Source organism: Vibrio splendidus (genome assembly GCF_001557875.1).
GTDB lineage: Bacteria > Pseudomonadota > Gammaproteobacteria > Enterobacterales > Vibrionaceae > Vibrio > Vibrio splendidus_F.
Map to the genome: position 1 here is coordinate 95,609 of NZ_LNRF01000006.1, position 11,852 is coordinate 107,460.

Here is an 11,852-nt window from a genome sequence, read left to right on the forward strand (position 1 = left end):
AAGCTGGTGAAAATAAAACCAATAGGTTTTGTTAACACAACCGATAACGTTTTAACTAGCTAAAACAAACAATCAGTTTATGTAAGAACAAGCTTATAAAAAATAACAAGTATATGAATAGTTAGTCATTTACTGTCTGGATGACAGAGAAGCAAAAGGGAGAATTGCAATGGCTCTATATGATCCTAGTCTTGAAAAAGACAACTGTGGATTTGGTTTAATAGCGCAAATGGAAGGCCAACCGAGTCATAAGTTGGTACGAACTGCTATTTCAGCCCTCGATCGCATGACACACCGTGGTGGTATCGCTGCGGATGGTAAAACCGGGGATGGCTGTGGCTTATTACTACAAAAGCCAGACTCTTATCTTAGAATTATTGCAGAAGAGAATAACTTCAAGCTCGGCAAGCAATACGCTGTCGGCATGATTTTCTTCAGCCAAGATCCAATCAAAGCGCAAACCGCGCAAGACATCGTCAATAAAGAGCTCGCTCAAGAGACCTTAACTGTTGCAGGTTGGCGCGTAGTGCCGACCAACACCGACGTATTAGGCCCGATTGCCAAAGATTCGGTACCCAATATTCAGCAAGTCTTTATCTCAGCCCCTGCGGGTTGGCGTGAACGCGATATTGAACGACGCCTTTATATCGCTCGCCGTAGAATTGAAAAGCAGATCACCGAAGACAAAGATTTCTATATTTGTAGCCTTTCGACACAAGTCATGGTTTACAAAGGTCTGTGTATGCCGGCCGATCTTCCGCGATTTTACCTCGATCTTGCGGACTTACGTATGGAATCGGCGATATGTCTGTTCCACCAGCGTTTCTCAACCAATACACAACCACGTTGGCCATTGGCTCAGCCATTTCGCTATTTGGCGCACAATGGTGAGATCAATACCATTGAAGGTAACCGCCAGTGGGCTAAAGCTCGTGCTTACAAATTCTCTTCACCGCTGCTGCCCGATTTACAAACGGCTGCACCCTTTGTAAATGAGACTGGCTCAGATTCATCGAGCCTAGATAACATGCTCGACTTGTTCCTTGCCGGTGGTATGGATGTGTTCCGAGCGATGCGTATGTTGGTGCCGCCCGCTTGGCAAAACCACCCAGACATGGATCCCGATCTACGTGCATTCTACGACTTCAACTCCAAGCACATGGAACCGTGGGATGGCCCTGCTGGTATCGTACTTTCAGATGGTCGTTACGCCGCATGTAACCTCGATAGAAATGGACTGCGTCCAGCGCGTTATGTGATTACCAAAGACAACCTAATCACTCTGGCATCTGAAGTTGGTATCTGGAATTACGCACCGGATGAAGTTGCAGAAAAAGGCCGCGTTGGTCCGGGAGAATTACTCGTTATCGATACACGCCGAGGCAAGCTATGGCAATCTAATGAAATCGATAATGACCTTAAAGGGCGTCATCCCTACAAAGAGTGGATGGAAAAGAACGTTCACAAGCTAACACCATTTTCTGAGCTTGATGATAACCAAGTGGGTAAGCGTAGCTTCGACGATGACACGCTCAAGACCTACCAAAAACAGTTTGCGATGAGCAACGAAGAGTCCGATCAAGTATTACGCGTGCTTGGTGACATGGGACAGGAAGCGGTCGGCTCAATGGGCGACGACACGCCAATGGCAGTACTCTCTTCGAAAGAGCGACTAGTCACTGATTACTTCCGTCAGAAGTTTGCACAGGTCACCAATCCACCGATCGATCCTTTGCGTGAAAAGCACGTGATGTCTTTAGCGACCAGTATCGGCCAAGAGATGAACGTGTTCTGCGAAACGGACGGTCACGCCTACCGTGTGACATTTAACTCACCAGTTCTGCTCTACTCTGACATGCAGCAACTTCTACAGTTAAATCAAAAACACTATGGCCACGCTATTCTTAGCATGCACTATGACCCAGCAGAAAAAGATCTCGAACAAGCCATCAATGACTTGTGTGATAGTGCGGTACAAGAAGTGCGTGACGGTGCCGTTTTAATTGTGCTTTCAGATAAAAACTTAGAGAAAGGTAAACTGCCGGTTCCAGCTGCGATGGCTGTCGGAGCTGTGCAAACCAAACTTGCAGACAACAACCTACGTTGTGATGCCAATATCGTGGTTGAAACCGCAACTGCACGTGACCCTCACCAATTTGCAGTGCTGCTTGGCTTCGGTGCAACCGCAGTTTATCCATACCTCGCTTATGAAGCGTTAGGAAAAATGTTGGATGATGGATCTTTAGATAAAGACTATCGTACCGCGATGCAAAACTACCAAAACGGCATTAACAAAGGTCTGTATAAGATCATGTCGAAGATGGGTATTTCTACGATTGCTTCATATCGCTGTTCGCAGCTTTTCGAAGCCGTTGGCCTACATTCCGATGTTGTTGAGCTCTGTTTCCGCGGAGTTACTACACGAATCCAAGGCGCAAGCTTTAGCGATTTCCAGCAAGATATCTATAATTTATCTCGCAAAGCCTGGACTAAGCGTAAGCCAATCGAGCACGGTGGTTTACTGAAATACGTCCATGGTGGCGAATACCACGCTTATAACCCAGATGTGGTAGGGACGCTGCAAACGGCAGTTAAAACCGGCGAAACTTCAGATTACCTATCTTTTGCGAAACAAGTAAATGCTCGCCCTGCCGCTATGCTGCGTGACTTAATGAGTCTCAAAAAAGCCGATAAGCCACTAACGCTTGAGCAAGTAGAGCCAAGCAGCGATCTCTTTAAACGCTTTGACTCTGCTGCAATGTCGATTGGTGCTCTGAGCCCAGAAGCCCACGAAGCACTTGCCATGGCGATGAACCGACTAGGAGGCTACTCCAACTCTGGTGAAGGTGGTGAAGATCCACGACGTTTTGGCACCGACCGTAACTCGCGTATTAAACAGATAGCTTCTGGTCGATTTGGCGTAACACCACATTACTTAACCAATGCAGATGTTCTGCAAATCAAGGTCGCACAAGGGGCGAAGCCAGGCGAAGGCGGTCAACTGCCAGGTCATAAAGTCACGGCAGAGATTGCTAAGCTGAGATACTCCGTGCAAGGGGTGACACTGATCTCTCCTCCTCCACATCACGATATTTATTCTATCGAGGATCTAGCGCAGCTTATTTTCGATCTTAAACAAGTGAACCCCAAAGCCTTGGTTTCAGTGAAGCTAGTTTCTGAGCCGGGTGTAGGCACGATCGCAACTGGCGTGGCAAAAGCCTATGCCGACCTGATCACCATTTCAGGCTATGACGGCGGTACCGCGGCAAGCCCACTGACTTCGGTGAAATACGCTGGCTGTCCTTGGGAGTTAGGGCTAGCAGAAACCCAACAAGCACTGGTTGCTAATGGGCTTCGTCATAAGATCCGCCTGCAAGTCGACGGTGGTTTGAAAACTGGCCTTGATGTTATCAAGGGCGCGATTCTCGGTGCTGAAAGCTTTGGTTTTGGTACCGCGCCGATGGTAGCAATGGGTTGTAAGTTCTTACGAATTTGTCACCTCAACAACTGTGCAACGGGTGTTGCGACTCAAGATGAAACCCTACGCCGCGAATACTTCAAAGGCCTACCAGACATGGTGGTGAACTACTTTACTGGCTTAGCCGATGAAGTTCGCCAATACCTTGCAGAACTTGGCGTAGAAAAACTTACTGATCTGATTGGTCGTACTGATTTACTAGAAGCCGTTCAAGGTCTCACAGCGAAACAGAGCAAACTCGATCTATCTTCAATACTCGAAGCTCCGGTATCTCCAGAAGGTCACCCGTTGTTTTGGACCGAGCCAAACGCACCATTTGATAAGGCTCAGCTCAACCAGCATATCCTTGATGATGCACTCGATGCGATTGAGAAGCGACAATCCACCAGCCTCTACTACAACGTGATCAATACCGATCGTTCAATAGGCGCCCGTATCTCAGGCGAAATAGCGAAACGTTACGGTAACCAAGGTATGGCAGGCTCACCAATCAAATTGTATCTCGACGGTACCGCTGGCCAATCTTTCGCAGTTTGGAACGCCGGTGGCGTCGAGCTTTACCTAACGGGTGATGCCAATGACTATGTCGGCAAAGGCATGGCGGGCGGTAAGGTGGTTATCAAACCTCACCAAGGCACTGCATTTGTTTGTAACGAAGCTACCATTATCGGCAATACTTGCTTGTATGGCGCAACCGGAGGCAAGTTATTTGCTGCAGGTACTGCAGGCGAACGATTTGGCGTGCGTAACTCAGGTACCGTCGCTGTGATTGAAGGCGCAGGTGATAACGCTTGTGAGTATATGACAGGCGGTATTGTGGCCATCCTTGGCGCAACTGGAGTGAACTTCGGCGCAGGTATGACGGGTGGCTTCGCTTATGTGATGGATAAAAACGAAGACTTCCAAGGCCGAGTGAACAACGAGTCGGTCGAGGCACTTTCTCTATCTGACTTATTCATCCACCAAGAACACTTACGTGGTTTGATTGCAGAGCACTTAGAAGAGACGGGCTCAGTACACGCTGAAGCGATTCTGGCGAACTTTGATGAATGGATTCCGAAGTTCTACCTAGTGAAGCCAAAGACGGCGGATCTCAACACCTTGCTCGGTCACCAAAGCCGAAGCTCTGCTGAACTTCGTGTTCAAGCGCAATAATTGGAAGGAGCCACTAATGAGCCAGAATGTATACCAATTTATTGATGTGAATCGCGTAGACCCAGCGAAGAAGCCAATCAAGATACGTAAGATTGAGTTTGTAGAGATCTACGAACCTTTTACTAAGCAACAAGCCAAGGCGCAAGCTGACCGCTGTTTAGACTGTGGTAACCCTTACTGTGAATGGAAGTGTCCAGTCCATAACTACATCCCTCAATGGCTCAAGCTTGCCAATGAAGGGCGCATTATCGAAGCAGCTGAACTGTCTCACCAAACCAACAGCTTGCCTGAGGTTTGCGGCCGAGTCTGCCCTCAAGACCGTTTGTGTGAGGGGTCTTGTACCCTCAACGACGATTTCGGCGCAGTCACCATCGGCAACATTGAAAAATACATCAATGACAAAGCGTTTGAGATGGGCTGGAAACCAGACATGTCGCATGTCGAGTGGACCGACAAAAAGGTCGCAATCATCGGCGCAGGCCCCGCCGGTCTTGCTGCTGCTGACATCTTAGTTCGAAACGGTGTGAAGGCCGTAGTATTTGACCGCTATCCGGAGATCGGTGGCCTGCTCACGTTTGGTATCCCATCGTTCAAACTAGAGAAAGGTATCATGGAAAACCGTCGCCGTATTTTTAGCGGGATGGGCGTTGAATTTAAGATGAATACCGAAGTCGGTAAAGACGTTCAACTACAACAACTGGTCGATGACTATGATGCCGTTTTCTTAGGTGTCGGTACCTATAAAAACATGCGTGCTGGGTTAGACAACGAAGAAGCTCCGGGCGTTTATGATGCCCTACCATTCCTTGTTTCCAATACCTACAAGGTCATGGAACTCGATAATCCAACGCCATTCATCGACATGAAGGGTAAAAAAGTGGTTGTGCTTGGTGGTGGTGATACCGCGATGGACTGTGTCCGAACTTCGATTCGTCAGCATGCAGCTAACGTCATTTGTGCTTATCGCCGAGATGAAGCGAACATGCCAGGCTCTCGTCGTGAAGTGAAGAATGCGAAAGAGGAAGGCGTGAAGTTTATGTTCAACCTTCAACCATTAGCACTGGAAACCGATTCATCCGGTCACGTTACGGGCGTCAAAGTGGTGAAAACGGCGCTAGGTGAACCCGATGAAGCAGGTCGTCGTCGTCCGGAACCTGTAGAAGGCAGTGAGCATATTCTTGAAGCAGACGCCGTTATCATGGCATTTGGTTTCCAACCTCACGCGATGGAATGGCTAGAACCTTTCGGTGTGGAATTGGATCAATGGGGTCGAATCAAAGCTCCCGGCAAACAAGAGTTTCAATACCAAACCACCAACAGCAAGATCTTTGCAGGTGGTGATGCGGTTCGAGGATCTGACTTAGTGGTGACCGCTATTGATGAAGGCCGCAAAGCAGCGGAAGGGATCTTGGATTATCTAGAAGTGTAATTGGTTAAGGTTTCCTTTATTACTCAGTTCGTTACTATAAAAAAGGATCCAATGATGGATCCTTTTTTGAATTAGATACGTTTATTACAAGCATAACGAAAATACGTGAAACAATCGCAAAGTAACCAATACCCAGAACTACGATTGGTATAAAACAACGCCATAGGAAACACTATGAAAAAAGCCGCTCTCCTCTCGCTATCTCTTTTCACTTTAACCGCTTGCAGCCAAGGAATCACGGACATGAAAGACAGAACCTCATCACCTTGTGGTAACAAACCCAATTGCGTATCAACACAAGATGACCGTGAACAACATACTTTGGCTGCATTTGAGTTATCAGATTCAGCAAGCTTGGATGCGATTGAGCAGGTTGCGCTAACCTTACCAGGTTCGAAAACCGCGAGTAAAACAGAAGATTACCTGCGTGTGGAATGTACTTCCCGCATCATGCGCTTTGTCGATGACCTAGAACTAAAAATCACTGGTGACAAACTGATCGTGCGTTCAGAGTCTCGTACTGGCCATTCTGATTTTGGCGTAAACCGAAAACGTGCTGAACAACTTCGTACTAGCTTGAAAAGCGAAGGCCTAATCAAATAGATAAAAGAATACGCAGATAAATCGCTGCTATTCGGATGAGAAGTGCCTCTGGGCAGTCGCTCGACACTTCTTATCCATGCTACAATTTCACTCTACTGTTTAAATATTATTTATTAAGAGACTACACATGAAAATCGGCATCATTGGCGCAATGGAGCAAGAAGTTGCGATCCTAAAAGCAGCAATTTCAGACATTACTGAAGTTAATAAAGGCGGTTGTACCTTTTTCTCTGGTCAGCTAAATGGTGTTGACGTTGTTTTGCTTCAATCTGGCATTGGTAAAGTAGCAGCGGCTGTTGGTACTTCTATCCTACTAAGCGAATACCAACCAGACGTGGTACTAAACACAGGCTCTGCTGGCGGTTTTGATTCAACACTGAACCTTGGCGATGTTGTTATCTCTACAGAAGTTCGTCACCACGATGCAGACGTTACGGCCTTCGGTTACGAAATCGGCCAAATGGCAGGTCAACCTGCAGCGTTCAAAGCAGACGACAAGCTGATGGCCGTTGCTGAGCAAGCACTAGCACAAATGGAAGATAAGCATGCAGTTCGCGGTCTTATCTGTACTGGCGACGCATTTGTTTGCACAGCAGAACACCAAGAGTTCATCCGTAAGCACTTCCCGTCTGTGGTTGCTGTAGAAATGGAAGCTTCTGCGATTGCTCAAGCTTGTCACCAGTTCCAAGTACCATTTGTGGTTGTTCGTGCAATCTCTGATGTTGCAGACAAAGAATCACCAATGAGTTTTGAAGAGTTCCTGCCACTCGCAGCGCAAAGCTCTTCTGAAATGGTTATCAAAATGGTTGCCCTACTAAAGTAAGCGACTAGACATGCAAACACTGTTTGATCAGGTATTTGCAAATGGCGTGCTCCTTGTGATGTGGGGAGCACTGCTTTTTCATTTAATTTTACCTATACCCCATGCCGCACACCCCACGACCTTATGGCATAAGTTTGCTGAGCTTTTAGCAAGCAAGGTTAATAACAACCACAACTACTCCCAAAGCTTAATCTCAGGCACATTAGCCTGGGGGCTAATGGTACTGCCGACTCTGGTTATTCTATTGGCTCTGCAACCATTGGTTTGGCAATCTCAACTGTTTGAATTAGCACTGTTATTACTCGCGATTGATTGGCGCAATAATGAAAAGCTGGCTAACCAACTGATCAAAGCACTTGGCCGAGAAGATAAAGCGGCCGCACGTCAGTTACTGGCTCCGATTGTCAATCGTCAGACTGAATCACTTTCATCACTTGGCCTAGGCAAAGCCGCCACAGAAACCATCATCATGGGTTACGCTCGTAACGTGGTTTGTGTATTGTTCTGGTACGCCATTGGTGGTGGAGTCGCCGCGTTAATGTATCGCCTTGTGGTCGAGTTAGCTCGAGCTTGGTCACCAAGTCGCAAGCTATTTTCTCCATTTGGCTCAACGGCTATCAAGATCGTCGCTATCCTAGAATTTATACCGATGCGTTTGTTTGCTTTGATGATCGCATGTGGTGATAAAGCAACACACACATTTAAGATGATGCTAGTCCAAAGTCGCTCTTGGCCACTGCCCGGCCCTGCATGGTTAATCACAGCCGTTGGCAACAAGCTTGAACTATCATTGGGTGGCCCTGCGATTTACGACAACACCAAAGCCATTCGTGCAAAATTAGGCGGAAGAATCGCCCCATCAGCCCTGCATCTGTCTCAGGTTCAGAAACTACTATTTGGTCGCATCGCTATCTGGATGTTTTTACAAAGCCTAGCCTTACTATTTGTTCACCAAGGGATTTAGAGTGAAACATTCAGCACTTGTTACAAGCCTTACTATTTTGTCTTCCAGCTTATGGCTGCCTTTATCATTTGCAGAAGAAGCACCTCTGACTCAAGAAAAAGTACAGCCAGCTCAACGCGTGGTCAGCCTTGCTCCTCACGCTACTGAGCTCGCGTACAGCGCTGGTTTAGGCGACAACCTTGTAGCCGTAAGTGAACGAAGTGATTACCCACCACAAGCAGACCAGCTTGAAAAAGTGGCAAACTATCAAGGCATCAAGGTTGAGAAGATCATCGCACTTCAGCCTGATTTGATTCTTGCGTGGCCAGCCGGAAATCCGCCCAGAGAACTAGCAAAACTAGAGCAATTTGGTTTTAATATTTACTACTCCAAAACCAAAAGCCTAGACAGTATCGCAACCAATATTGAACAACTGAGCCAATACGCTAGCGATCCAAGTATTGGCGAAAATAACGCTCAACAATACAGAGAGCAGCTCAACGCGTTAAGACTAAAATACAAAGATGCTGAGCCAGTAAACTACTTCTACCAACTCAGTGAGAAGCCGATCATCACTGTTGCTCAAGGGCACTGGCCAAGTGAGGTGTTTGAGTTTTGTGGTGGCCACAATATTTTTGAAGACAGTGCTTCCCCCTATCCGCAAGTTGGTATTGAACAAGTTGTATTAAGAAAACCGCAAGTGATCTTCACTTCTCAGCACGCGATTGAGAATGGAACCATGTGGCAAACATGGGAAGATGAGATCCCAGCAGTTGCTCAAAATCAGATTTGGTCACTCAATTCTGACTGGATTAATCGCCCGACAACGAGAACTTTGAATGCGATCCAACAAGTGTGCGATTTCTTCGATAGAGCTAGGCAAAATCACTAACTATTTGCTGCGTTTTTTCGTACAATTCGCCACCGACCTGTCCCTACAATTTTAACTATAAGAGCACCAGTATCATGGACTCCATGCTGCTTTATATTATCGATTTATTTGGCACTGCCATCTTTGCCGTCTCAGGCGTATTTGTCGCTGGCCGTCTTAAGATGGATCCCTTTGGCGTCGCCGTTCTAGGCAGTGTTACCGCAATTGGAGGCGGTACAATTCGAGACATGGCTCTGGGCGCGACTCCCGTATTTTGGATCACCGATACCACCTACCTTTGGGTCATCATCATCACCTGTTTGCTGACCATGATTATTGTAAGACGCCCGAAACGTCTCGCTTGGTGGATATTGCCGGTATGTGATGCGATTGGCCTAGCGGTGTTTGTTGGCATTGGGGTAGAAAAAGCGCTTATCTATCAAGATTCAGCACTAGTGGCCATCATCATGGGGGTCATCACCGGCTGTGGTGGTGGTATTATCCGCGACGTGCTTGCTCGTGAAGTGCCAATGATTCTAAGAAGTGAAGTCTACGCGACCGCTTGTATCATTGGTGGCACTTTCCACACCATGGCGATCAGCATGGGGCACGACTCAGAAACTGCATTTCTAGCCGGCGTGTTCTCAACACTATTGATCAGGCTTGGCGCCATTCGTTGGCATTTATCATTGCCGACCTTCGCCATCAAATAAACCATTACCAAATATTAAGAAAGGCTCCGCAAAGGAGCCTTTCTTAATTTGAGCTCCCTCAACACAATTATTATGCTCTCGCGTTACACGTGCGAGCATAACTAAAAATACCTAACTTGGTTCAAAGCTTTAGTTTCAAGTCTAGAGAATGGATTGCGTTTCAGGTAAGTTAAAAAAATCATTCCCAACTTTCATGAATATAACCCAATGCTACTCGAAGGAATCGAAACTCTACTGGTATTGAGTAAAGCAAAGACCATGAGCCGCACAGGCAGTTTGCTTTATATCAGCCAATCAGCAGTCAGCAAACGGATTGCGAATTTAGAAAAGAAGCTAGGTAAAAAACTCATTGAACCGAGTGGCCGACAGATAAAACTCACGCCAGATGCGATAGCATTAATAGAGAGTATTGGCCCTACATTCAATGAACTTCGCGGGCTTATTTATGAACAGCAAGAGTTGGAAGATACCACTCTCATTACCCTAGACAGCTCTAAATCTCTGATAGCCGGTTATTTAGGTGAGATGATGGGCCAATTTATCCAGCAAGATAAGTACATCACCATTACCACCAACCACACACCGAGAATCATAGAGCGAGTACAATCTGGCAAGGCGACTTTGGGGTTGTGTGCTGGCTTACTGCCACCGCATCATGGGTTGATGACCTTCCACCTATTTGATGAACCGTTTTACATAGTGAGTAAGTCGCCGCTAACGGAGCTTCCTCCATTGGTGATTACCAACGATATGACCAACCCTGCCAATTCTTATCAACTTTCTGTATTAGAGAAGTTTGGTATCAAACCCTTAATGGAGATGGATGCCTACACCGCAGCGGCGCAACTTGCATTGGGCGGGACTGGGCCAGCGTTAATCCCGCTATCTATCGTAAAAACACTCAATATTGAGCCTCAATATCTGTATAGCTTCACCGAATTAGCAGGCTTGATTCGGCCGATTCATATCTGTGTCAGACCAAATAGTTACCAGTCTCCACGAGTTAAAACACTGATAGAATCCATTGTTGATGCTGTTCCCAAAGCAGTTTAGACGCCATTAGCATCGACATCACGATCACAAGGGGGCGAATCCATTTCTGCCCTTTTGTCACCACCACTTTAGCGCCAAGCTGAGCGCCCATAAAACCGCCGACCGCCATCACTAATCCCAACTTCCAAATTGGCAAACCAGCCAAAATAAAGAAAATTAAGGCAGCGATATTCGAGGTGAAGTTAAGTACCTTAGTACGCGCCGTCGCGTCGACTAACGAGAAGTGACCAATCGCAACAAAGCAGACGGTGAAGATAGAGCCTGTTCCTGGGCCAAAAAAGCCATCATAGAAACCCACGCCGCCGCCAATACACAGAGCAAACATCGCCTCAGAGATCTTCTGTTTTCCTTCAGACGCTCTAGTTTGGGGTGCTAACAGGAAATAGAGAGATATAGCGATAAGCAGCAACGGTATCACACTAGTCAGTAGGCTCGCATCAATGTGCTGGACTAACTCGGCGCCAATAGCAGAGCCGATAAAGGTACAAAAGATAGCAAGGCGCATCTCTTTGATGCTGACGATACCGTTGCGCACAAAATACCAACTCGCAGAGAAGCTGCCAAATGAGCTTTGGAGTTTATTGGTTGCCAATGCCTGCGTGGGTGGAACTCCAGCCGCTAGCAATGCAGGTAGAGTCAGTAACCCACCGCCGCCAGCCATTGCATCAATAAAGCCTGCTGCCGTTGCAACAACAAACAAGATAGTCAATATTTCTAGAGTGATTTCCATATACCCAACGCCTTTAAGTCCTGTGTAGCGACAAGTTACCACTCACGACAGACG

Annotated in this window: 9 protein-coding genes; 8 read left to right on the top strand and 1 reads right to left on the bottom strand. The window is 46.9% G+C overall.

From position 1 onward, the window contains the following. The first annotated feature begins 169 nt into the window (after nt 1-169). The 8 genes from gltB (at nt 170) to ATB74_RS15015 (ending at nt 11,068) form a co-directional block, all read left to right on the top strand. Nucleotides 170-4,633 (top strand): glutamate synthase large subunit, encoded by a 4,464-nt coding sequence (gene gltB, locus ATB74_RS14980; protein WP_061019043.1) that lies wholly within the window; start codon nt 170-172, stop codon nt 4,631-4,633. A 16-nt stretch (nt 4,634-4,649) separates the two neighbouring features. Then, on the top strand, nt 4,650-6,062 hold the full coding sequence (locus ATB74_RS14985; RefSeq protein ID WP_061019044.1) for an FAD-dependent oxidoreductase: 1,413 nt from the start codon (nt 4,650-4,652) through the stop codon (nt 6,060-6,062). Between the two features lie 174 nt (nt 6,063-6,236). Continuing rightward, nucleotides 6,237-6,665, top strand: coding sequence for a DUF1499 domain-containing protein (locus ATB74_RS14990; RefSeq protein ID WP_061019045.1), 429 nt, complete (start codon nt 6,237-6,239; stop codon nt 6,663-6,665). 127 nt (nt 6,666-6,792) lie between these two features. Continuing rightward, nucleotides 6,793-7,488 carry a 5'-methylthioadenosine/S-adenosylhomocysteine nucleosidase gene (mtnN, locus tag ATB74_RS14995; protein WP_061019046.1) on the top strand — a complete coding sequence of 232 codons (696 nt, stop codon included), beginning with the start codon at nt 6,793-6,795 and terminating at the stop codon, nt 7,486-7,488. Between the two features lie 10 nt (nt 7,489-7,498). After that, the gene (locus ATB74_RS15000; protein ID WP_060983046.1) at nt 7,499-8,452 is read left to right on the top strand and encodes a cobalamin biosynthesis family protein; all 954 of its coding nucleotides are present in this window, start codon (nt 7,499-7,501) and stop codon (nt 8,450-8,452) included. Nucleotide 8,453: 1 nt separating this feature from the next. Then, nucleotides 8,454-9,323 (top strand): vitamin B12 ABC transporter substrate-binding protein BtuF, encoded by an 870-nt coding sequence (gene btuF / locus ATB74_RS15005; RefSeq protein WP_060983045.1) that lies wholly within the window; start codon nt 8,454-8,456, stop codon nt 9,321-9,323. 74 nt (nt 9,324-9,397) lie between these two features. Then, entirely contained in the window at nt 9,398-10,015 is a 618-nt protein-coding gene (locus tag ATB74_RS15010) for a TRIC cation channel family protein (protein WP_017062893.1), read from the top strand. A gap of 207 nt (nt 10,016-10,222) precedes the next feature. Beyond that, a complete protein-coding gene (locus tag ATB74_RS15015) occupies nt 10,223-11,068 on the top strand; it encodes a LysR family transcriptional regulator (protein WP_052880112.1) in 846 nt (281 codons plus the stop codon). On the opposite strand, the gene ATB74_RS15020 is transcribed toward ATB74_RS15015, so the two are convergent. Further along, on the bottom strand, nt 11,019-11,798 hold the full coding sequence (locus tag ATB74_RS15020) for a TSUP family transporter (RefSeq protein WP_061019047.1): 780 nt from the start codon (nt 11,796-11,798) through the stop codon (nt 11,019-11,021). The genes ATB74_RS15015 and ATB74_RS15020 overlap by 50 nt on opposite strands. Between the last annotated feature and the right edge of the window lie 54 nt (nt 11,799-11,852).

Coding starts and splice junctions, on each gene's coding strand:
- ATB74_RS14990 (WP_061019045.1), top strand. CDS start 6,237: ATGAAAAAAGCCGCTCTCCTCTCGCTATCTCTTTTCACTTTAACCGCT.
- ATB74_RS15015 (WP_052880112.1), top strand. CDS start 10,223: ATGCTACTCGAAGGAATCGAAACTCTACTGGTATTGAGTAAAGCAAAG.
- gltB (WP_061019043.1), top strand. CDS start 170: ATGGCTCTATATGATCCTAGTCTTGAAAAAGACAACTGTGGATTTGGT.
- ATB74_RS14985 (WP_061019044.1), top strand. CDS start 4,650: ATGAGCCAGAATGTATACCAATTTATTGATGTGAATCGCGTAGACCCA.
- ATB74_RS15020 (WP_061019047.1), bottom strand. CDS start 11,798: ATGGAAATCACTCTAGAAATATTGACTATCTTGTTTGTTGTTGCAACG.
- ATB74_RS15000 (WP_060983046.1), top strand. CDS start 7,499: ATGCAAACACTGTTTGATCAGGTATTTGCAAATGGCGTGCTCCTTGTG.
- mtnN (WP_061019046.1), top strand. CDS start 6,793: ATGAAAATCGGCATCATTGGCGCAATGGAGCAAGAAGTTGCGATCCTA.
- ATB74_RS15010 (WP_017062893.1), top strand. CDS start 9,398: ATGGACTCCATGCTGCTTTATATTATCGATTTATTTGGCACTGCCATC.